Below are 23,187 nucleotides of genomic sequence, written 5' to 3' on the forward strand. Positions count from 1 at the left end.
TTCCCGGGCGGCTCAAAAGTGTTACCGGCTGATTACCAGCGCGCGGCGATGTCTTGCGCGCCCTTATCGGTCAGCTCACCCCACACCCGCAGGCGGGCCAACCCACCGTCCGGGTATACATCCAATCGGACGTGGGTGAAGCGCCCGGTGGAGGTGGCGTCCTCAATAAGGAAACGGTGGCGCGTATCCGGCAGCACCCGCGTTGTGGGCACCAGGGTGGCTTCGGTGCCGTCGGCGGCGATGCCGGTCAGCCGGATGTCGCCGGGGGCGTTGAACACGAAGTAGCTCGTGTCCACCTCCACCCATCGGAGCGTGGATTCGGCGGCGAGCTCCACGGTGAAGTGGTCGTTGCCTTCGCCGCGGCGGCGGGCGTTCTCCCAGCCGCCGCCCATGTTCACCGCCCGGCCCAGGCCGATGGCCTGGGCCGGGGAGGAGTAGAACATGTTCGAACACTCCGTGACACGGGCACCATTTTCCATCGCGGCGACGTCGATGGTGCCAGCCAGGAACCGGGGGTCCGGGGCGGGGCGGCCGTGGACGCGCAGGCGAGCGATGCCGCCGTCCGGGATCATGTCCAGCTTGACGTGGGTGACGCGCCGCTGCCGGGCGGGGTGGCCCTCCGGGACTTCGAATAGGTGCTGGTGATCGCCCTGCGCGGGGGTCCGGGGGACCAGCTCGAACCATTGATCGGCGGGCAGGTCCGCCAATTCCTGGCCGGTGAGCAGGTCATCCTGGCAGGTTCCCCACACCGCCACCTCCGGGGGGAAGTTGCCGGTGAACCAGGCGGTATCCACAACTACGCCCATGATTTGCCCGGGGATGCCCAGGCGCACGATGGCGAAGTCGTAGTCCCCGATCTCCTCGTGGCGGCGCCGGCGGGTCTCCCAGCCGTCGTAGACCTTGCCCTTGTTGCCAAATTCCGCCGGGTCGAAGAGCGGCTCGTGGGGCATGATGAGGTTTTCCCGCTCCGCGAAGGACTCGTCCGTCGCGTACACGACGGATGCGGCCAGGGCGCGGTTCGCGAGATCCGGAAAGTGCTGGAATTCCTTATGGATAACGTGCTTCATTCATTCTCCTTCCGGTCGGGACAATAGCGGGACAATGGGGTGCGGGAAAACATTCGCATCGCTGCGGTCGTCTGCTATTTGAGGGCGGCGGTACACGAGGGACCCGGCGATCCAGGTGTGGGTGACCAGCCCCGCCAGGGCCTGTTGGGCGTAGGCGGTGACTTTGTTGCGGTGATACAGGCATTCTGGCAGTACCACGAAGGCATCGTCAGCGGCAATGGCAGCGAAATCGGCCCGCGCGCCGACGCGTATAGCTCCGCGATCCGGCAGGCCCGCCCAGCGCGCTGGCTTAGTACACATCCAACCCACCACCGACGAAAGGTCTAATCCCCGTCGCCGAGCCTGGGACCACACCACTGGCAACCCCAGTTGGACGCTGGCTACCCCGCCCCAGGCGTCCCCGAAAGAGCCCTGTGCGCCCCGCGCGTCCGCGCCCTTTCCCCCGAGGTCGTTTCCGCTGCTGGCGACGGCACTGAAGGCGTGATCCCGCATGTCGCGGGCCGCGGCGGCAAACTTCTTGAGCTCCGCGGTACACGGGGAGTGATCGGTCACGACCATGTCGATGACCCCGTCGACGAGCCCCTTCCACAATTCCTCTCGATTCTCGGCGCAACGAATCGGCGGGCAGCATTTGAATTGCGTGGCGCCATTGTGGATTTCCTCGCTAAACAGCGACAGATAGTGAGGGCATGTTTCCGCGGTGATGCGCACGCCCCGGTTCTTGGCGTCCCGAATGATCGGCAGGGACTGCGCGCTGGACAGGTGGAGGATATGGGCACGGCAGCCGGTGGCCTCTGCCGCCTCGATAACGGTGCGGATCGCGGCGGTTTCGGCGGAATCGGGGCGGGAAAGCTCGAATGTCCGGTAGACCTCTGTTATTCCCCCGGCTTCCTGTTGGGCCTGCTCTGTTTCATTAATGACGCCCGGGTCCTCCGCGTGGACTATAAGCAGCCCATCGAACTCCGCGATTTCCCGCATGGCAGTGTAAAGCTGGTCGCGGTTCAGCGGGGCGAATTCATCCACGCCGGAATGCAGCAGGAAGCACTTGAAGCCGAAGACCCGGCCGGTTTCCCATAGCGCGCGCAGCTCGCCGGTGCCGACGTTTTCCGGCACTGCCCCGCCCCAGAAGCCGACGGTGATTTTCGCCTTTTGGGCCGCGATCTCGCGCTTCGTCGCGAGGGCCTTCAGGCTTGTCGTGGAGGGGATGGAATTTAGCGGCATGTCCAGCAGCGTGGTCACACCTCCTGCCGCCGCGGCCCGGGTGACGGTCGCGAAACCCTCCCACTCCGTCCGTCCGGGTTCGTTGACGTGCACGTGCGTGTCCACCAGGCCTGGGATGAGGACGTGTGTCGGTGGGACGTCCACGGTTTGGTCGGGCGGCACCTGCGCAGCCAAAGCCGAATCCGCCGGAGCCTCCCCTTGCCGGTCCACCTCCGGGCTAGCACCGCAGCTCTTCGATCGAATCTGGGTGATCATCCCATCGGATACGAAGATTTCCGCCGGGCCAGTGACCGTACGCCCGGTGGCGGGATCCTCGTAGACGGCCGAGTGGGCGCGGAAAACGGTGGTGGAGGCGGGCATCAGACGGGACACTCCTTGCTGTTCGATCTACTGGCTGGCTTAAGGTTCTTGGGCTAGTTTCTACTGCTACCTTCTGCGGTCACTGACTAGTGTTCCACGCCCATCAAAACACCGGTCGCTCGACGGCCGGGCGCCGTTATCCCTCGAAGTCGAGCCTCCCGGTCGCTCGTAGCTGCTGCATGTCCGCCATGCTCACGCCCGTCTCCGCGAACTCCGCTGGGGTGATCGCCCCGCAATCGTGGGCACGCACCAAGTAGCCCGCCATCGCCTTAGCTGTCGCCGGCTCGTCCATCCATGTCGTTGTGTCTCCGCGCACGTAGTCCCGAGTCCGCTCGATGCATTCCTGGGCGGAGACCCGGAAGTACTCGATCGTCGCTAAGTGCCGGGTGACAAGCTGATTCGGGTGCAGGTCCCAGCCTTGCCGGATGCCGCGCTGCAGGTGACGGGTCACTAGCTCGCGGTGGTTTCTCCAGGAGGGCAGCAGCTCCGCCACGCCGCCCACGGGGATGCGATTAGTGGATCCATCGGAGAGCTCCACTCCCCGGCCGGTACACGCGATCTGGATGAGCCCCTTTGCGGCATCTGCGACGGGGTGGGCCAGCGATTGGTAGGTGGCGTCCACACCCAAATAAGCCGAATAATCGTACGTGCCGTAGTGCATCGACAGACAACGGCCCTCGGCGGCCTCGATGAGTTCAGTGACCGCCACCGCGCCGTGCTCCCCCAGAATGGCCTGCGGGGTTTCCACCTGGATCTCGAAGGGGATCCGCGCCCCCACCTGGGCGAGGCCGAATCGCTCCTCTACTTGCTGCAACACACCGACGAGCGCGCGGACCTGGTCCGGGTGCTGCACCTTGGGGAAGGTCAGCCGCAGGGCGCGCGGGGCGTAGTCGGGGCTGCGGGGGTCCAGGATCGCCGCGAGCGTGCCGCGTTCGTGCAGCTCGGTGAGGAACCGGCTGAAGGTGCGTATGCCACGGCGCCGGGTGCCGGGATCGAAGGACTTGAAGCGGATACCGGCGAACGTGGGTGACGCCGCTGGGCCTCCCGGGCGCAGCCAACCATCCACCGCGGCGGCGGCCGCGGGGATGAGGTGGTCCTCGTCGGCGTCGCGGTTTTCCGGGGCGACGTGGCGCTGGGTGAATCCGTCCTCGAAGTCAATCCGGAGGTCTTCGATCGGCTGACTGTTGAGCTTGGCGGCGGTGAGCTGGGCGACCTCTGCCGGGTGCTGGATCTGCAATTCCCCGGCGAGTTTGCGCACGGCGGCGGGCAGGTCTCGAGTGCCGAAAGCCGCGGTCAGGGCGGAGCGGGAGTAGTTGGCCCACACGGCCGGGAGCTGTTCGGGGGTGGATTGGTGCGGGGCGGGCTGGGTGCCCGTCGGCTGGTCCGTTGCGGGCTGGCGGAACGAAAGGTGTTCCTCCTGCATGCCCGCAGGCGCCGCGCCCTCCCCGACCAGCCAATGAGCCGGTACGTAAACCGTATGTATCGGCTGTCGCCAGACAATTGCTGTGGACCACTGTTGGGTGATGCAATTGTCAGCGTGCGCTAGCTGTTTGTCGAGCGCCGTACTCATGACGTCGATAAATCCATTCTCTTGATTCTCGACGCCACCCCCCGGAATTCGGGCCGCACCATCCGGGTTCCCGCCGGACCCCACGTTCTGCTTGATTGCGTTTCCTTCGCTCGCCACAGTCAATCCAGCAGCTCCGCGAGATCGCTGACCACCACATCGGCGCCGGCCTTCCGGAGGGCCTCCGCCCCGGCGCCGCGGTCCACGCCCACAACGAGGCTGAAGTTCCCGGCCTTACCCGAGGCGACGCCGCTGGTGGCGTCCTCAACCACAACGGACTCGGCGACGGGAATGCCAAGCTGATCAGCAGCGTAGACGTAGGTATCCGGGGCGGGTTTGCCGGCTAGATCGTTATCTTTGGCAACGATTCCGTCGACGATGAGCTCGAAGCGATCGCTGAGGCCCGCGGCTTCCAGGACCGGCTTGGCGTTCTTGGAGGAGGAGACGATGGCGATGCGCGGCGCCGGATTAACAGCCGCAACCGCATCTAGGAGGTCGACGGAACCTTCGTAGGCGTCGATTCCCTGTGCGAGCAGTTCCAGGAACTTCTCGTTCTTGCGGGCGCCGAGGCCGTGGATCGTGTCCTGCGCGGCGGAGTCGTCCGGGGTACCGAGTTCCAGCTCGATATTGCGGCTGGTGAGGAGCGCGGCCACGCCCTCGTCGCGGCGGCGGCCGTCGAGGTAGTCGAAGTAGTCCTGCTCCTCGTAGGGTTTGGCGCTGCGGCTGTCGAGGAACTCGCTGAACATCTCCCGCCAGGCGGCGCGGTGCAGGTCAGCGGTCGGGGTGATTACGCCATCGAGGTCGAACAGGAGGGCGCTGTAGCTGAGGATGGGGCGGGCGTCCTTGGTCATGTGGTGAGTCCCCTTTTTCCGGTGTTGGGTTGGCGTTGGTCTGGGTGGTGCTTCGTGTCTTGGGCTGGGTGTTTGGGTGGTCCGTTGGGCAGGGCGTTGCCACGTGGACGCCACGAACCCGACCCATCCTAATGAAGCAACACTGGGCCTAGCACCCAAGGGCGCAACACTGCCGGGCGCAACTGGCGTTGTGCCCGATGCGGCCTGCGCCCGCCGCCGTAGCACGCCAGCAGCCGCCACTTTTACCGGCCCCATGCCACCCCGCACCGCACTGCACGTCTGCAGCCGCCGTTTTTACCGGTTCCATGCCACCAAACTCCACAGGACCGTCACCAAACCGGTAGAAACCCCGCCCCCAAGAAAGGACCCGGGCACTCACCCCCCCACGTCTGCAGCCGCCGTTTCAACCGACCTCACGCCGCCAAACCCCTCCCCTGCACACTTACAGCCACCGGCTTTACCGGTCCTATACCGCCCCGCGCCGCAGTGCACGCCTGCAGCCGCCGTTTTTACCAGTCCCGTGTCACTAAACCCCACGAAACCGTCACAAAGCCGGTAAAAACCTCAGCCGGGCTCAGGAGTGAGGGCGGAGACGCCCCAACTGGGCTCGAAAATGGGGCGATGGCAGCCCCCCTGGGCTCGGGGATGCGGGCGAACGCACCCCCGGGGGACTGCCGGGCACCAACACCTACCTAAGCGATCCCGTTCTTCTCTTTGAACTCGCGGCGCCGCGCGTGCAGGATCGGCTCGGTGTAACCGGAGGGGGAATTCGTTCCGTTCAGGATCAGGTCCTTAGCGGCCTGGAACGCCACGGAATCGTCGTAGTTCGGGGCCATGTTCCGGTAGGCGGAGTCGCCCTCGTTCTGCTTGTCCACCTTCTTGGCCATCCGCTCCAGCGCCTCGATGACCTGCTCCTCCGTGATGATCTCGTGCTTGAGCCAGTTAGCCAGCAACTGGGAGGAAATGCGCAGCGTAGCGCGGTCCTCCATCAGGTCGACGTCGTGGATGTCCGGCACCTTGGAGCACCCAACGCCCTGCTCCACCCAGCGGACCACGTAGCCCAGGATGGACTGGCAGTTGTTGTCCAGCTCCTCCTTGATCTCCTCGGCGGACCAGTTCGCCCCGCCCTCGCCCTTGGCAGCGCTGGCGACGGGCACGGTGAGGATCTTGCCCTGCGTGTCCCGGCGACCTTCGGTGCGCAGCTTCTCCTGCACCTCGAAGACGTTGACCTCGTGGTAGTGCGTGGCGTGCAGCGTGGCACCGGTGGGAGAGGGCACCCACGCGGTGGATGCGCCCTGCTTCGGCTGACCGATCTTCTGCTCCAGCATCTCAGCCATCAGCTCGGTCATGGCCCACATGCCCTTGCCGATCTGGGCCTTGCCGGGCAGGCCGTGCTCAATGCCCGCGTCCACGTTCTTGTCCTCGTAGGCCAGCATCCAGTCGGCGGTCTTCATCTCGCCCTTGCGGATCATGGGCCCCGCGACCATGGAGGTGTGGATCTCGTCGCCGGTGCGGTCCAGGAAGCCGGTGTTGATGAAGGCTAGGCGGTCCTTAACGGCGGCGATGCAGGCGTCCAGGTTGGCGGTGGTGCGCCGCTCCTCGTCCATCACGCCCACCTTCAGGGTGTAGCGCGGCAGGTCCAGCAGGTCCTCGATGGCGGCGAAGAGGTCGTTGGTGAACGCCACTTCCTCCGGCCCGTGCTGCTTGGGCTTCACGATGTAGATGGAGCCGGTGCGGGAGTTGCCCTTGTCGTTGTCCTCGGCCAGGCCGGGGATGGCACAGGCGGAGGTGATCACGCCGTCCATGATGCCCTCGAAAACCTCCTCGCCCTGGGCATCTAGGATGGCCGGGTTCTGCATGAGGTGGCCAACGTTGCGCACGAACATGAGGGAGCGGCCATGCAGGCGCAGCTCTCCGCCATCCCGGGAGGTGTATACGCGGTCCTCATTGAGGCGACGGGTGAAGCTCTTGTCGCCCTTCTTCACTTCCTCAGCCAGCTCGCCGGTGTTCAGCCCCAGCCAGTTGGCGTATCCCAGCGCTTTGTCGGTGGCGTCCACAGCAGCTACGGAGTCCTCGAAGTCCATGATGGTGGACACGGCGGACTCCAGGACCACATCCTTGACCCCTGCCTTGTCGGTCTTGCCGACCGGGGATTCGGGGTCGATCTGAATGTCGATGTACAGCCCGTTGTTGCGCAGCAGGATGGAGCTGGGGTCGTTCAAATCGCCCTGGTATCCCACGTAGGCCTCGGGGGAGCGCAGCTTGAGCTCGCTGCCCTCCACCTCTGCGGTGAACTGGCCGGAGGCGATGGAGTACTTGGTCACGTCGCGGTGGGAGCCGCCGTCCAGCGGCACGGCGCGGTCCAGGAAGTCCCGGGACCACTCGATGACCTTGTCTCCGCGGACCTTGTTGTAACCGGTGCCCTTTTCCTGGCCGTTTTCTTCGGAGATGGCGTTAGTGCCGTAGAGCGCGTCGTACAGGCTGCCCCAGCGGGCGTTGGCGGCGTTGAGGGCGAAGCGCGCGTTGAGCACGGGAACCACCAACTGCGGGCCGGCGGTTTCGGCGATTTCCGAGTCGATGTTTTGGGTGTTGATCTCGAAGTCACCGGGCTCTTCGACGAGGTATCCGATTTCCTTGAGGAAGGCGGTGTATTCCTCGGGATTCTGCTCGCCCTTGTGGTCTGCGTACCAGTTGTCCAGCTTGGTCTGCAGTTCGTCACGCTTGGCCAGCAGCTCGCGGTTGCGGGGGGTGAACTCCTCGACGATCTTGCCGAAGCCGTCCCAGAAGGCCTGTTGGTCTTCGGCGGAGCTCTTGCCGATCCGGGGGAGTACGTCGCCGTTGACGAAGTCGTAGAGCTTCTTGGCGACCTGCAGGCCGCCCGCCGTGACGCGTTCTGTCTGCTGGGGCTGGGTCATTGTGGGCTCCTTCGCATATTTATGGCAGGCGAGGGCGGCGCGGCAGTGCGCGGGCACCTCGCCCCGTGCAGTAGTTGCCGACGTGTGAGGTCACGCTTCGGCATCTTTAGTACCGTTTGTACACCGTCTAGATTAGGTGACCCCCATCACCGACGGCATCAATCTTGTATCTTCACACACATTGTCACCCCCACCTGGTCAGCTCACGGTGGGGGTCTGTTGCGTTTTTCTTCTTGTGGACGCCAGAAACATCCACGCTCCTACCCGCGCATTACCCCTGCATGAGAGGTATTTGGCGGAAATATGAACGGGAACCTACACCGGTGGAACTTTGCAAACTTCACAAAACCCCCCTTTACCCCTACACAAAAAACAGTTCGCGATGTGCGTTGACGTGCATCTTTACGTTGGTACAGTGGCAAGTGACAACGAAGGGCGCCGTCTTCGCGGCATGCCCGGCAGGAGTTTCGAGCTCATTGCAGGCATATTGCACGCCCCCGGATGGCGGGGGTGGCGCGGGAGCCCTTTCGGGTCGTGCACATGCACAACTTCGCGATTCACAAAGGAAGTGAACACTAGATGTCTAACGTCGGTAAGGCACGTACCGCTCAGGAGATCCAGAAGGACTGGGACGAGAACCCCCGCTGGGCTCACGTTGAGCGCGACTACACCGCTGAGCAGGTCGCCGAGCTGCAGGGCACCGTCGTCGAGGAGCACACCCTCGCTAAGCGCGGCGCCGAGATTCTGTGGGAGGCCGTGAACAAGGGCGACGATTCCTACATCAACGCCCTGGGCGCCCTGACCGGTAACCAGGCCGTGCAGCAGGTCCGCGCTGGCCTGAAGGCCGTCTACCTGTCCGGCTGGCAGGTCGCTGGCGATGCCAACCTGGCTGGTCACACCTACCCCGACCAGTCCCTGTACCCGGCCAACTCCGTGCCGCAGGTCGTGCAGCGCATCAACAACGCTCTCAAGCGCGCTGACGAGGTTGCCCGCGTGGAGGGTGACACCTCCGTCGAGAACTGGCTGGTGCCGATCGTTGCCGACGGCGAGGCCGGCTTCGGTGGCGCTCTGAACGTCTACGAGCTGCAGAAGGCCATGATTAAGGCCGGTGCCGCTGGTACCCACTGGGAGGACCAGCTCGCTTCTGAGAAGAAGTGTGGTCACCTCGGCGGCAAGGTGCTCATCCCCACCCAGCAGCACATCCGTACCCTGAACTCCGCACGTCTGGCTGCTGACGTTGCGAACACCCCCACCCTGGTCGTTGCTCGTACCGACGCCGAGGCCGCTACTCTGCTGACCTCCGACGTTGACGATCGGGATAAGCCGTTCCTGACCGGCGGCCGCACCGCTGAGGGCTTCTACAACGTGCAGAACGGCATCGAGCCCTGCATCGCCCGCGCGAAGGCCTACGCTCCCTACGCCGACCTGATCTGGATGGAGACCGGTACCCCCGACCTCGAGCTGGCCAAAAAGTTCTCCGAGGCCGTGCGCTCCGAGTACCCGGACCAGCTGCTGGCCTACAACTGCTCCCCGTCCTTCAACTGGTCCGCTCACCTGGACGACGACACGATCGCCAAGTTCCAGAACGAGCTGGGCGCCATGGGCTTCAAGTTCCAGTTCATCACCCTGGCTGGCTTCCACGCCCTGAACTACTCCATGTTCGACCTGGCCTACGGCTACGCTCGCAACCAGATGTCCGCCTTCGTGGAACTGCAGAACCGCGAGTTCACCGCAGCCAAGGAGCGCGGCTTCACCGCTGTGAAGCACCAGCGCGAGGTGGGCGCCGGTTACTTCGACCGGATCGCCACCACCGTGGACCCGAACTCCTCCACCACCGCCCTGAAGGGCTCCACCGAAGAGGGCCAGTTCCACTAGGCCACTTCTCCCCGCAGAGGTGAGGCCACGGGTGTAAGTCCCCGCTAGTCCACCGCTGCACCCCAAAATGGGGCGGCTCATGCACCTGCATGAGCCGCCCCGTTCTTCTTTCGGCCAGGTTCTACAACGCCTCGCAGGGGGTGCTCTAGGTCAACTAGCCTGCCGCAGATTTTCTACAGCACTCATGGCTTGCAGCCTACGTGAGAAGCCTTTTCATCTCCTTTAATCTTTCTAATCTTTTCGATCTTGCCCGCCTACACCAGCCGCAGCCGGCGGGCGACCTCCACGGTCACAGCGAAGGCCTCGTCCGGGGCCAGCCACGCCACCGGTGCGCTCTCCGAACCGATGGCGGCCGGGCGCTGCGCCCACAGCCGGGTGCGGCAGCAAAAGTCCGCCCGCAGGTCCATCCCAGGCTCGAAGGCGGCTGGCACCGTGACCCAGTTAGCTGCCTCCGTGGCCCGGATCCGCCAAGGCCCCGCTGCTGACCGGTTCCCCTCGGAGCATCGGCGGAAACCACGCCCGGCGCGCAGGGGACGGACGTCCAACCCCACCTCCCGACCACTAGCCGGGCACGTCGACTGGACCCGCACCGGACCGGGCAGAACGAGCCCGGCGAGCATCGCGTCGAAGATGCACCAGGTCCAGGCTGCTCCCCCGGGATGCACCAACCGATGCGGAGTGGGAATGCCCGTGATGAGGCTGCCTACAACCCGTCCCTGATCGTCCCACTGGGTGCAGGGAAAGGAGCGGATGATGTCCGCCTCACCAGGAGAAACGCCGCCCGGTCCCATGTCATAGCAACGCACGCTATCGGTGCGCACCGGCGTGCCACCCTCCCCTTGCGCCAGGGATCGAGCCAGAGCCAACCACACCTGGGCCCGTCGTCCACCGGTGAAGCCGAATGCCGCATCCAATCGCGCGGCCAGAAGCTCCGCCAGTGCCTCAAGCGGTTGCGGCAACGAGCTGCAATAGCCAGATGCGTTATGCGGGCCACTATCGAGGGGTTGCGTGGGAGAAAGCTGCGTCACCCTCCCCAATTTAATGGGAACTATTCCCATTAACAACCCAGCGCGCTCGCTTCCGCCCGTCACCGCCGCTAGCCTTCCGCACCCGTCCTCCCCTACCTTCCGCAACCCGCCCGCCCCAGCTACTGCGCCGCGAACACGTTGTGTTCCGGCCCGGAAGCAAACCCGGTGATGTTGTCCACCCTGTCCTCCCGCACCACGAGGATGTCGTGCTCCCGATAACCACCGGCGCCGGGCTGATTGTGCGGGACGGTGAGCATCGGCTCCATGGAAACCACCATTCCCGGCTCCAGAACAGTGTCGATATCCTCCCGCAGTTCCAGCCCGGCTTCGCGCCCGTAGTAGTGGGAGAGCACCCCGAAGCTGTGCCCATACCCAAAGGTCCGCAACCCCAGGACCCCGTGCTCGGCGTAGATCCCGTTGAGCTTTTTGGCAATCTCGCTGCACACCGCACCCGGTCGGACCAACTCCAACCCGCGGCGGTAGACCTCCATGTTGATCTCCCAATACCGCAGGTGCTCGGAATCCGGGGTGCCATAGAACATGGTGCGTTCGAGGGCGGTGTAGTACCCGCTGATCATGGGGAAGCAGTTCAGGGAAAGGATGTCCCCCTCCTGCACCTTCCGCGTGGTCGGCCAGTTGTGCGCCCCGTCGGTGTTGATATCCGATTGAAACCACACCCAGGTATCCCGCAGTTCGCACCCGGGGTAGCGCCGCGCGATCTCCTCCACCATCGCCGCCGTGCCGATCTGCGCGAACTCATACTCGCTGCGGGCGGGTCCCGCGCACAGGGCCTCCCGGATCGCCTCGCCGCCAATGTCCGCAACCTGCGCACCATCCGTGATGAGCTGGATCTCCTCTTCAGACTTCACCATCCGCATGCGCATGGCCGCAGCACCGACGTCGACGAGTTCCACGCCCGGCCCAAACTCCCCCTCGAGTGCGGCGAGCCCCGCGATCGTCATCGTGTCGTGTTCGATGCCCACGCGGAATTTAGGGCCGGTGAACCCCAGCATGTCCCGCACGGCTTTGCCCACTGCAGCGTGGAAGTTGCCTCGGCTCCAGTCCGTGTACACCACGTTGTCGCCGATGCTGCGCCGCCAGGGCATACCGGCGTCGATGCCGGCGCTGACGGTGCAGGTCGAGTCCTCCGTTACCACCATGGCGTAGGAGCGGCCGAAGGAGGTGAGCAGGAAGTCGCTGTAGTACTTGATGTTGTGCATGCTGGTCAGCACGACCGCGTCCAGGCCGTCGGTGGCCATGTGGCTGCGCAGCGCCTGCAGCCGACGATTCATCTCCGCGTCGCTGAAGGTCAGGGGGAGCTTCTCGCCGTTGCGTCCGTCGCGGATGCGCTCGTGGAGGAAGCTGTGGGTATCCAACACTGGGGTGCTCATGTGATTGTTCTCACCTCGGCAATTCTGGTTGTTCAAACGGTGGGCTCATTTGTGCTTGTGGACGCCAGGAACCTAGCGCCGCTCGCACCCTCGCGATGTGCCGGCGGGCCGCGCGCGGTGGGGTGGCGTCCCCAAGAAGAACAACCGCACCACGTGCCCATCTGCCGCATCGAACCCGCTCCCGCCGCCGCTCACCGGAGATGCTCTTTATTCGTTTCCGCGGCCCGCAGCACCGCGACGAAGGTGATGGTCGCCGCAAGCATGAGGTAGAACGCCGGTGCCAGCTTGCTGCCAGTCCACCCGATCAGCAGGGTCGCGACCATTGGCGCGGTACCACCGAACACGGCGTTGGCAATGTTGAAGGTGAGGGCGAAACCGGTGAAGCGAACCTTCGTGCTGAACTGCTCGGAGAGGAAGGACGGGAGGACCCCGTCGTTCAGCGCCAACACAAGCCCCATGAAAACCTCGATGAGGACCAGCAGGACGAAACCGACCTTATCCAGCAGCAGGAACGCGGGAATCGCGGTGCACACGAAGGCTACGGAGGACACCAACATCACCGTGCGCCGACCCACCCGGTCCGATAGCCACCCGGTCAACAGCACGCTGCCGATGTAGGCCAGCAGGGCAATGGTCGAGGCCATGAAGGCGTGCGTACGATCCTGGCCCAACTCGTCAGTGAGGTAGGTGGGCAGGTAGCTGAGGATGACGTAGAAGCCGATCGCGTTGAGCAGGGCGACGAACAGGGAGATGACCAGCGCCTTCGGCTCGGCCAGGACATCGCGTAGCGGAACGGAGTGGGCGATCTCCTTTTCCGCGGCCTCGAACTGGGGAGTTTCCGCCAGGTGCTTACGGATGTACAGGCCGACCAGGCCGAGGGGCCCGGCCAACAGGAAGGGCAGGCGCCAGCCCCAGGAGTTGACGTCGGCCTCCGAAAGCTGGCTAGTGAGGACCGTGGCCAGGATGGAGCCGAGCAGCAGACCACTGGCGGTGCTAGCGGGCACGACGGCGGCGAACAGGCCGCGCTTGCCGTTGGAGGCGTACTCTGTGAGCAGCGTGGAAGCCCCAGCGTACTCACCGGCGGCGGAGAAGCCCTGGATCAGGCGCAACAGCAGCAACAGGATCGGGGCCAGCACCCCCACCGTCGCGTGGCTGGGCAATAGGGCGATGCAGAAGGTCGCCCCCGTCATGATCATGATGGACCAGCTCAGCGCAGTCTTACGGCCGTAGCGGTCCCCGATGTGGCCCCAGACGAAGGCGCCGAGCGGCCGGATGAGGAAGGAAATGGCGAACAGGCCGAAAGTTTTCACCAGAGCGGTGCGGCCCGAATCCTCCGGGAAGAAGACCTGCGCGATGACGCTGGAGAGGTAGCCGTAGACGGCATAGTCGAACCATTCCACGAAGTTGCCCAGGAAGGAGGACTCGATCGCGCGGCGCCGGTCGTGGGCGCTGACCTCCGGGGAGAGGGGAACGGGCCCGGCCAGAGCTGGGGATACGACGGCTGTTGGGGGTTGGTGGGGAGGATTGGACATCGCGGTCATCTCCTTCATCTGCCGTCCGTACCGCAACTGATGGTCGGACGGCGGCGGTTGCTGTAGGAGCAACCAGATAGAATTCCAGGGGAGCCCTGGCGCGAATTCATTTCACAATATGGGCCGGGGGTTACGCGGCCATATCGAAAGTATTAAGAGGAGATTTCCCTCTCAGTTGGCCCTTTCGGGGCAACCGGTTTAGCCCCGAAACGCGTGACGGCGATGAGGGTTATCAGCGCTGCAAAAACCACGTAATAAGCCGGGGAAATGACCTGGTGGGTGGCCCCAATGAGGATAGTTGCCACCATCGGAGCACTGCCACCAAACACAGCGTTGGCAACGTTGAATGTCAACGCAAAACCGGTAAACCTCACCCTAGTGCTAAATTGCTCCGATAAGAAGGCCGGAATCACCCCATTATTCAGCGCCAGCACCGCACCCATAGCCACTTCTACGGCGATGATGGTGACGAAACCGCCGCGGCCGATGAGTAAAAAGGCGGGGACAGTCAGCACGATGAAGGCCACGGCGGAGGCGATCATCGTCAGTTTCCGGCCAATCCGATCCGAGGCGCGCCCGGTGAGCAGGACAGCGAGGACATAGGCGAGCAGAGCCACACTGGACGCGGCGAAGGCCTCTGTCTTGTTGCGGCCCAGCTCCCCGGACAGATAGGTGGGCAGGTAGCTGAGCACAATGTAAAACCCGATCGCGTCCAACAGGCAGGCGGCGAAGCATACGAGGAGGGCTCGTCGTTCTCGGAAGACCTCCCGCAGCGGCGCGCTGTGTGCTGACCCGCTACCCGCGTCATCGAAGACCGGAGACTCACGGAGCCGGAAGCGGATGTACAAGCCGATGAAGCCGAGTGGTCCGGCGAGGGCAAACGGGATGCGCCAACCCCAGCTAGCCATTTGCTCTGCGGACAGTTGGCTACTCAGCACGGTGGCGAAAACGGAACCCAGCAGCAGGCCAGCCCCCGTGCTGGCGGGGACGATGGCCGCGAATAACCCCCGTTTGCCCGGTGGGGCGAGCTCGGTGAGCAGCGTGGAGGCCCCGGCGTACTCCCCCACCGCCGAGAATCCCTGCACTAACCGTAGCAGCAACAGCGCCGCCGGGGCAGCCACTCCGATCGCGGCATAACCCGGCAAGAATGCGATGGCGAAGGTGGCCAGGGACATCATCACGATGGACCACGTCAGGGCAGACTTGCGCCCCCGGCGATCCCCGATGTGCCCCCACACCACCGCCCCGATCGGCCGGATGAGGAAGGAAACGGCGAACAGGCCGAGGGTCTTCACCAGCGCTGTTCGCCCCGTGTCCTGCGGAAAGAACACGGTGGCAATGACGGTGGAGAGGTAACCGTAGACCGCGTAGTCGAACCACTCCACGAGGTTGCCCAGGAAAGAGGAACCGATCGCTCGCCGACGGTCCGCGGGGGACACGGTAGCGGCCGCAGCCGTGTCGACGACCGGAGGTGACGGTGGCGAGGTGGTGCCGGAGTGCTCCTGAGAGCGAACGATGGTCACGGCGGGGCCTCCTGTCGTAGCCATGGGCGGTGGGCGGGTGCTGCGGGAGAAGGGGCGTGCGGTGGGGTCCTGCGCAAACGGAGTGCGGCAAGAACCGGGGCGTTGAGAATCGGCGCGGTAGGAATCAGCGTGCAGAAATTGCCGCAGTGACGAACGTAAATAGCCCATTTTGCCGTGCAATGACCCTTTTGTTACGTGCTCGTTTCCCCATTGGGTCCCCCGGCACAACAAACGGGTCGTTTATTGTCGGCAGATGAAATATACGGGCCGTACTGGGGTTTTCGGCCCACAATCGGGGGGTAGTCGGGCACTATTGAGAAAATTCACGGCCTCACGGCTGGGCACTTTCCCCGCCTCTTCCTCCCCTGCCGAGGGACGGACGGGACTACACGAAAAGGACGACGAGAATGAGCGATGTGGAGGGCGCGAGCCCCATGGATGCGGACGTCATTGTCGTAGGACTTGGCTCCATGGGCTCGGCCGCAGTGGATCGCTTGGCCGCTCGTGGAGTGAACGTTCTGGGTTTTGAACAATTCGGGCCGGTCCACCAACTGGGTTCCCACCACGGCGGCTCGCGCATCGTGCGTCTGTCTTACTTCGAGCACCCCAGCTACGTCCCCCTCCTGCGACGAGCCTTCGAGTTGTGGGATGACCTGCAGGGCTACGCCGAATCCCAAGGAGAGGAGCGGGTGATTCACTACTGCGGCGGGCTGTACGCCGGCTCCCCGGATTGCGCGACCTACGCCGGGTCCCTGCTCGCCGCCAGGGAGCACGGCCTGGACGTAGAGCTGCTCACCGCCGATGAGTGCAACCGGCGCTTTCCCCAATTCACCCTCGCCAAAGAGGAGGTGGCCCTGTTCGAGAAGAAGGCCGGGTTCGTCCGCCCCGAGCTGACCGTGGGGCTGCAGTTGCGCCGTGCCGCAGCACATGGGGCGGATCTCCGGTTCAACCAAAAGGTCCGTGAGGTCACCGATAGCGGAGGGCCCCAGGGAGTAGCCGTCACCACGGAGGAGGGCACCTTCCGTGCCCCCAAGGCCATCATCACGGCTGGGGCCTGGGCCCCCAAGATGTTCGAAAGTGCCGGTATCCCCCAGTTCGCCGAACGCCAGGTGATGTACTGGTTCACCCCGACGGATGCCGAAGGTGATCCGATGGCCCTGGCCGAGACCTTTGCTTCCGGCCCGGTCTACATTCACGATACTACGGATACCGCCCAGATCTACGGGTTTCCTGCGTCCGACGGCCCGGAGGGAGGGGCGAAGGTCGCGTTCTTCCGAAAAGGGCGGCCGACGGACCCCGATGAGGTCGATCGTGTCGTCACCGAGGAGGAAGTGGCCGCGATGCAGCAACGCCTCACCAGTTTCGCGCCCGCCCTTGCCGCCGGTGCCCTCGTGGACGCAAAAGCCTGCATGTACACCACTACTCCCGACGAACACTTCGTCATCGGCCCCCATCCCTCCCCGAACTCGCCGAATACCGCCATCGCCTGTGGCTTCTCCGGCCATGGCTTCAAATTCGTCCCCGTCGTCGGCGAGATCCTCGCGGACCTCGCCCTCACGGGCGAGACCGCACACGACATCTCCCTTTTCGATCCCCTACGCTTCAGCGAGGTGCGAGCAGCCCAAAAACCGGCTCCCGAGCTGCGATAGGGTCGAGTCATGAAGTTCGGAATGCGCACCCCCAGCTTGCGGAAATCCATCTCTGCCCGCACCACCGGCCGGTTGAAGCGATCGGTGAAGCGCCAACTTATCCCCGGATACGGCCGGAAGGGGATGGGGGTGCTGCGCGACCCTAAACGAGCCGCCTATAACGCCGTGTACCGCAGGACAACTTTTGGCCTTGGCGACCTGTTCAAGTAGATCGCTGTTCGTGGGCTACGTACTTTCCCCCCTACGTATCTTTGGCTTATGACCCAACCTCAGCCCAGCCAGTCGACCCATGCATATCAGGAGGATCGCCCATTCGTGGGGTCCCGTCTGCGCCAGTTACGCAAGGAGCGGGATATATCCCAAGCGAGGCTGGCCCAAACGCTGGGGTTATCGGCGTCCTATATCAATCAAATCGAACACGACAGCCGACCGCTCACCTTGTCGGTACTGACCAAAATCACCGATGCTTTCGGGGTGGACGCCACATTCTTTGCGCGCGAGGATTCCACCCGGCTGCTGGCCGAAGTGCAGGACGTGGTGCTGGATAAGGAGATCTGCCCCACCCCCGTGGATCTCACCGAACTGGCGGAACTCGTCCGCAACCACCCCACGTTGGCGCGGGCCATGGTGGACATGCACTCACGCTATCGCAACGTTTCCGACAAACTCTCGCTCGCCACGGAAGAACGCATTCAGGGTTCCGCCGTGCTGTCCATCACCCCGCGCGGCGAACTATTCGGTCGGGCCTCGGGACCGGAGGCCTTTTCCATGCCCCACGAGGAGGTCAGGGACTATTTCTATGCGCGGCAGAATTATGTGGACATCTTGGACGTCCAGGCCGAGCGCCTTTCCGAACACATCGGTATAGCAAAGCTGCAGATCCCCTTCACTGAGCAGATCATTGTGGACCGGCTCAAGAAAAGCCACGACATCACGGTGACCTACTCACGGGATTTGGGGGATACCCAACATCAGTTCATCCCCGAACGCCGGGAGCTGTTCGTCTCCGCGAAGATGCGCCCCGGGCAGATCGCCTTCCGCCTGGCCAGCGAGCTAGCCCACCTCGAGGCGGGGGATACCATCACCAGCCTGGTGGAGCTGGGGCACTTCACCTCCCAGGCCTCCCGCACCCTCGCAACCAGGGGGTTGGCCAGCTATTGGGCCGCAGCGCTACTGCTGCCCTATCGCACCTTTCACGCCTCCGCCGAGGAATCCCGCTACGACCTGGAATTCCTCATGCGGGAGTACGGCGTGGGGTACGAAACGGTCTGCCATCGCCTCTCCACCCTGCAACGCCCTAGCCTGCGCGGGATCCCGTGGACCTTCGTCCGCGTGGACCGGGCCGGGAACATGTCCAAACGGCAGTCGGCATCCGGGCTGCACCTATCCAACTCTGGCGGGACGTGCCCGCTGTGGAATGTGTACGAGACCTTCAGCTACCCCGGCAAGATCATGCGGCAGATGGCCCAGATGCCCGACGGGCGGACGTACCTATGGATCGCGCGAACAGTAAACCATCATCGCGCGGCATGGGGGCAGCCCGGGAAGATGTTTGCTATTGGGTTGGGCTGCGAGATGCGCCACGCCGAGCGCACGGTGTACTCCGATGGGCTTAACATCCACGATGCCTCCGCGGCCACGCCTATCGGCTCGGGCTGCCGGTTGTGCCCGCGAGATCGCTGCCCCCAGCGCGCCTTCCCGCCTATCCACCGAGCGGTGGAGATCGATGCCCACCGCTCTGCCGTCACCCCGTACTGAGCGGCGCCCGAGGCGGCCCGGCTAGCCCGCCCGGGCCCCGGCGCCGCGGTCACGCGGCGTTGGCTAGAGGTTCAGCATATGCCCAGCGATACCGTGGGCAGCTTCCTTCATGGCCTCCGACAGCGTGGGGTGGGTGTGCACGTTGCGGGCGATTTCCTCGGCGGTGAGGTCGAAGCGCTGGGCGAGAGTCAGCTCCGGCAGCAGCTCGGAGACGTCCGGGCCGACCATGTGCGCACCGAGCAGCTCTCCGTACTCCGCATCCGCGACGATCTTCACGAAGCCCACGGCGTGCCCGAGGCCCTGGGCCTTGCCGTTGGCCGTGTAGGGGAAGGTCGCCACCTTGATCTCGCGGCCCTGTTCCTCGGCCTTCTTCCGGGCCACCTCTTCGGTGTAACCGAAGCTGGCGACCTGCGGGGAGCAGAAGGTTGCCCGGGGCATCATCATGTAATCCCCTAGCAGTTCGGTTTCGGCCCCGGCAATGACCTCCGCGGCCACCACACCCTGGGCCTCAGCCACGTGGGCGAGCTGAAGTTTCGCGGTCACGTCCCCGATGGCGAAGATGTGCTTGACGTTCGTGCGCATCTCATCGTCGATCTGGATCGCGCCCCGCTCGGTGAGTTGCACGCCGGTGTTCTCCAGCCCGTAGCCCTCGGTGCGGGGCGCAAAACCGATGGAGACCATGACGCGGTCGGCCTTGAGGGTTTCCTGCTTGGAACCATCGGCGGATTCGATATCCACCTCCACGCCCTGCCCCTCGCCGTTATCGCGCACGGCCGTGGTCTTGTGCCCCGTCTTAAGCTTCACGCCGAGCTTCTTGTACTGCTTGGCGATCTCTTTGGACACGTCCTTGTCCTCGTTGGGCAACACCCGGTCCATGAACTCCACCACGGTGATGTCCACCCCGAAGTTGGAGAACACGTAGGCGAACTCCATTCCGATGGCTCCGGCGCCGATGATTACCATGGATTCCGGCTTGTTGCTATCGAGGATCTGCTCCTCGTAGGAAACGATGTTCCCGCCCAGTTCGACCCCGGGCAGCGAGCGCACAACGGAACCCGTGGCAATGATCGCGTTGTCGAAGGTGATTGTCTTGCCTGCGTCATCGCCGTCGGAGACCTCAATGGTGTGATCGTCGACGAAACTCCCCCGACCGTTAATCTCCTGGATCTTGTTCTTCTTCATGAGGAAGTGCACGCCCTTGACGATGTTCCCGGAGACCTTCCGGGATCGGGCGTGGGCAACGGAGAAATCCATGGAGATGTTGTCTCCGGTGATGCCGTAGGTCTTCGCTTCCTTGGTAATGGTGTGCGCCAGCTCCGCGTTGCGGATCAAAGCTTTGGAGGGGATACAGCCCACATTGAGGCACACCCCGCCCCAGTACTGCTTCTCCACGACGGCGGTCTTCAAGCCCAGCTGGGCCGCCCGGATGGCGCAGACATAGCCGCCAGGGCCGGCACCGAGTACTACAACGTCGAAATGCTCATTTTGTTCAGCCACGGTTCTTTAGCTTACGTCCTTTGCCCGCTGCCATGTCACCAACCATTTTTCGGCTAGCGGGGCCCGCTCTGACACGCTAAAATTCCCATGAACTACGGCCTGCCGGAACCTGGCAATCCCCTGCGGGCTGCTTCCAAGCTCGGCCCCCGGTCATGTGGCCTGCGTCAACCCCCGCGCGTCACCAACCTCCTCTTTCCCCTGCAACCCCCCCGGTAGAAGGACATCCCCCACCATGAAGCGAAGCATCCGCCGAATTGCCGCAGCGGTTTTGGCCGCCGCCGCACCCATCGGCGCCACGGCCCTGGCCGCCCCAGCAGCCCAGGCCTCCGCCATCAGCGCAGCCGAGCAGGCCCACGGTGCCGCTCCGGCCACTCTGACCTTTGGTCAGCCCACGCCGGGAATCGAAGGCAAGGATCGCTGGCGCGGGCGGTTGGAGGAGTTCCGCAAGTCGGGCTTCGACAACGTTCAGGAAGTGTGGGCCCACTCCCCGGCCATGAACCGGGACATCCCCCTGGTTGTCATACAGCCGAAGAAGCCCGAGCTGCGCGATAACGCCCCCACCCTGTACCTGCTCAACGGCGCTGACGGCGGTGAGGGCCGGGCGAACTGGATCAATCAGACGGACGTAGTGCAGTACTACGGCGGCAACGATAACCCGGCCGCCGGGGAAGTATCGGATGGCATCGGGGCGAACATCGTCATGCCCATGGCCGGGGCCTTCTCCTACTACTCCGATTGGATCCAGGACGCTCCCTCCCTGGGCGGAAAGCAGGCCTGGGAAACTTTTATGACCAAGGAGTTGCCGCAGGCCATCGAGCCGGCCCTTAAGGCCAATGGCAACCGCGCTATCGCGGGCATGTCCATGTCCGCGACATCCTCCCTGCTCTACGCCGAGCACAACCCGGGCACCTACGACGCGGTCGGATCCTTCTCCGGCTGCGCCGCCACGACCACCGGCCTGGCTCCGTCCTTCGTAGAGCTCACCCTTAACCGGGGCGGGGCCACCCCGGCCCAGATGTGGGGCGGACTCAACACGGACACCGCTCGCTACAATGATGCGCTGCTCAACGCCGAAAAGCTGCGGGGTCAGCCGAACATCTACGTGTCCAACGGCACCGGCATCGCCGGCGAATACGATTGGCCCACCTCCCCGCGGATCAACGGCAACCTGTCCGCCTCCGGCCAAGTCATCGTCGAGGGCGGCGTGATCGAAGCTGGTACAAACACCTGCACCCACGACCTTGCCAACCGGACCAATTCCCTGGGTATCCCGGTGACCTACAACTTCCGGCCGCTGGGCACCCACCAGTGGGGCTACTGGCAGCAGGACCTGCGCAGCTTCCAGCCGGTTCTGATGGCGGGCCTGCACCCGGCGAAGTAAGCCCACCCCGCGCCCGTCAGCGCTTTGCCCTCAAGGGCCCCGGGGGTTCAGCCTCTTTCGGCACCAGTCGTACGAATGGGCGCCGGACCTCGGAGCACCCACTGGGATTGGTGGAAACGCGGGATGCCGAAGAACTTGTTGTGCTCATTGCCCATTGTTGCGCTCATTTTCCAGGAATGGCACTTAATCTCGCCCCCGTTTTCTTCCCTTTTGGACGCCCGGCTCCGCAACCCGGCGCTGCCGGTGCTTCAGGCGGCGCTAGGTAGGTGGCGTCGGGAATTGAGAACTACCACGACGAGAGCCAAGGTTGCCATAACCACGCCGAACCCCAACATTATCGGGTAAGTGAACCACTGGGACAGCTTCGTGAGAATCATGGGGAAGAGGAACCCGATGTAAGTCACCACGTAGAAGATCGCAGTGAGACCACCCAGATCGTCGGGACCGGCGATGCGCTGGACCTCGGACAACCCCGAGATCATGCAGAGGCCGTAACCGCCGCCGAGGAGCACGGCAACAACCAGCACGCCCGGAATGGAACGGCTTGCAGCCACCCAAGCGGCCAGGGACATGCCAACAATGACGAGGCACAGGGCGATAATCTGCCCCTTGGCAGAACGCGGGCTGGTGAGGTACTGCACGAATTGCTGTATCCCAAATCCGCACCCCAGACACAGAGCGGTGACTGCCGCAGAAAAAGCAATCGCGGCGGACACCCGGTCTTGGGACAGGGCCGGCATGATGGCATAGGCCACCCCAGCACATCCGAACACCCATGGGGCCACGGGAATGACAGCCAGCAAAAAACGGGGATGCTTAGCCGTGGGCACAAACAGGTCGGACCAGAACGACCCCTTCACCCGAAGGTGCGCGCTCTGGCGGGTTTCCGGGACCTGCAGCAACCCTATTAGGGAGGCCACGGATAAAGCGACGTGCACGACATAGGGCAATTGGGCGGGCAGCGGCGCCCACTGGGCCAGCAGCCCGGCAGTCAGGGCACCAATGGCGAATCCCCCGGTAAGGGACATGGTTGCCCGCTTAGCACCAGAGTCAGCTTTGGCGGTGCGATCCATAGCGGGGGTGGAAAGTTCCTTAATCCACGACCCTCCCGCAGTCATCGCAATACCGATGGACACCCCGGAGAGCACCCGGCCGGTAAACATGAGCCACTCTGTTGTCTCCCCGAAGGCAATTAATACCGAGGCGACAATGGCAACAATGGGCGCGGGCAACATGACGATACGGCGACCAAAACGGTCCGATAGGGGGCCGGCAATCACCAAGCTGCCCGCAATCCCGATGGCGTAGCTGGCCAAGAGGGAATCGACGAAAACCGGGGAGAACACGCTCTCCTTGCGGTACATCACCATCATGGGGGTGAACTCGTTGCCTCCCCAGGCCACCATGAACACCGCGAAGGCCACCAGTAGCCAGGCTCGTCCGATGCCGGGGTAGCTGCGGGCGAAAGAAGACGGCGGCCCGGGCCGGCTCGGTTGCCCGTGCTGGCCCTGGTTGCCCGGCTGTCGAGAAGGGGTGGGCTGTTCGATCATGCGAATAATGCTGCCACATGGA

16 protein-coding genes are annotated in these 23,187 nt (G+C 64.1%); 5 read left to right on the forward strand and 11 right to left on the reverse strand.

Features of this window, described 5'->3' with window-relative positions:
* Window positions 1-32: 32 nt before the first annotated feature.
* The 5 genes from alc to CHEID_RS09405 all read right to left on the reverse strand — a co-directional run bounded on the left by alc (window position 33) and on the right by CHEID_RS09405 (window position 7,981).
* Entirely contained in the window at window positions 33-1,067 is a 1,035-nt protein-coding gene (gene alc / locus CHEID_RS09385) for an allantoicase (RefSeq protein WP_112768493.1), read from the reverse strand.
* Window positions 1,068-2,648 carry an allantoinase AllB gene (gene allB / locus CHEID_RS09390; RefSeq protein WP_273661115.1) on the reverse strand — a complete coding sequence of 527 codons (1,581 nt, stop codon included), beginning with the start codon at window positions 2,646-2,648 and terminating at the stop codon, window positions 1,068-1,070.
* A 136-nt stretch (window positions 2,649-2,784) separates the two neighbouring features.
* On the reverse strand, window positions 2,785-4,218 hold the full coding sequence (locus CHEID_RS09395) for a DUF6986 family protein (protein ID WP_112768534.1): 1,434 nt from the start codon (window positions 4,216-4,218) through the stop codon (window positions 2,785-2,787).
* Between the two features lie 119 nt (window positions 4,219-4,337).
* The gene (locus tag CHEID_RS09400) at window positions 4,338-5,066 is read right to left on the reverse strand and encodes an HAD family hydrolase (RefSeq protein WP_112768491.1); all 729 of its coding nucleotides are present in this window, start codon (window positions 5,064-5,066) and stop codon (window positions 4,338-4,340) included.
* Between the two features lie 692 nt (window positions 5,067-5,758).
* The gene (locus tag CHEID_RS09405; RefSeq protein ID WP_112768490.1) at window positions 5,759-7,981 is read right to left on the reverse strand and encodes a malate synthase G; all 2,223 of its coding nucleotides are present in this window, start codon (window positions 7,979-7,981) and stop codon (window positions 5,759-5,761) included.
* Between the two features lie 579 nt (window positions 7,982-8,560).
* Here CHEID_RS09405 and aceA point away from each other — a divergent pair.
* A complete protein-coding gene (gene aceA / locus CHEID_RS09410; RefSeq protein WP_112768489.1) occupies window positions 8,561-9,856 on the forward strand; it encodes an isocitrate lyase in 1,296 nt (431 codons plus the stop codon).
* 254 nt (window positions 9,857-10,110) lie between these two features.
* On the opposite strand, the gene merB is transcribed toward aceA, so the two are convergent.
* The 4 genes from merB to CHEID_RS09430 all read right to left on the reverse strand — a co-directional run bounded on the left by merB (window position 10,111) and on the right by CHEID_RS09430 (window position 15,354).
* Window positions 10,111-10,884 (reverse strand): organomercurial lyase, encoded by a 774-nt coding sequence (gene merB, locus CHEID_RS09415; RefSeq protein WP_273661116.1) that lies wholly within the window; start codon window positions 10,882-10,884, stop codon window positions 10,111-10,113.
* A gap of 119 nt (window positions 10,885-11,003) precedes the next feature.
* Entirely contained in the window at window positions 11,004-12,275 is a 1,272-nt protein-coding gene (locus CHEID_RS09420; RefSeq protein WP_112768487.1) for an aminopeptidase P family protein, read from the reverse strand.
* A gap of 191 nt (window positions 12,276-12,466) precedes the next feature.
* Window positions 12,467-13,807 carry an MFS transporter gene (locus CHEID_RS09425; RefSeq protein ID WP_112768533.1) on the reverse strand — a complete coding sequence of 447 codons (1,341 nt, stop codon included), beginning with the start codon at window positions 13,805-13,807 and terminating at the stop codon, window positions 12,467-12,469.
* A 152-nt stretch (window positions 13,808-13,959) separates the two neighbouring features.
* A complete protein-coding gene (locus CHEID_RS09430; protein WP_112768532.1) occupies window positions 13,960-15,354 on the reverse strand; it encodes an MFS transporter in 1,395 nt (464 codons plus the stop codon).
* A 383-nt stretch (window positions 15,355-15,737) separates the two neighbouring features.
* Between CHEID_RS09430 and solA the strand changes: the two genes are divergently transcribed.
* The 3 genes from solA to ramB are packed head-to-tail and all read left to right on the forward strand — an operon-like array spanning window position 15,738 to window position 18,737.
* Window positions 15,738-16,979: an N-methyl-L-tryptophan oxidase gene (solA, locus tag CHEID_RS09435; protein WP_238599197.1), complete on the forward strand. Its 1,242-nt coding sequence runs from the start codon at window positions 15,738-15,740 to the stop codon at window positions 16,977-16,979.
* A 9-nt stretch (window positions 16,980-16,988) separates the two neighbouring features.
* Entirely contained in the window at window positions 16,989-17,189 is a 201-nt protein-coding gene (locus CHEID_RS09440) for a hypothetical protein (protein WP_112768486.1), read from the forward strand.
* A 48-nt stretch (window positions 17,190-17,237) separates the two neighbouring features.
* Entirely contained in the window at window positions 17,238-18,737 is a 1,500-nt protein-coding gene (gene ramB, locus CHEID_RS09445) for an acetate metabolism transcriptional regulator RamB (RefSeq protein WP_112768485.1), read from the forward strand.
* A gap of 63 nt (window positions 18,738-18,800) precedes the next feature.
* On the opposite strand, the gene lpdA is transcribed toward ramB, so the two are convergent.
* Entirely contained in the window at window positions 18,801-20,234 is a 1,434-nt protein-coding gene (gene lpdA, locus CHEID_RS09450) for a dihydrolipoyl dehydrogenase (protein WP_112768484.1), read from the reverse strand.
* A 232-nt stretch (window positions 20,235-20,466) separates the two neighbouring features.
* Here lpdA and CHEID_RS09455 point away from each other — a divergent pair, with 232 nt between their 5' ends.
* Window positions 20,467-21,615: an alpha/beta hydrolase gene (locus CHEID_RS09455; protein ID WP_112768483.1), complete on the forward strand. Its 1,149-nt coding sequence runs from the start codon at window positions 20,467-20,469 to the stop codon at window positions 21,613-21,615.
* Window positions 21,616-21,863: 248 nt separating this feature from the next.
* Here CHEID_RS09455 and CHEID_RS09460 read toward each other — a convergent pair whose 3' ends face one another.
* Entirely contained in the window at window positions 21,864-23,165 is a 1,302-nt protein-coding gene (locus tag CHEID_RS09460) for an MFS transporter (protein WP_112768482.1), read from the reverse strand.
* Window positions 23,166-23,187: the final 22 nt, after the last annotated feature.

Source organism: Corynebacterium heidelbergense (assembly GCF_028609845.1).
GTDB classification, from domain to species: domain Bacteria; phylum Actinomycetota; class Actinomycetes; order Mycobacteriales; family Mycobacteriaceae; genus Corynebacterium; species Corynebacterium heidelbergense.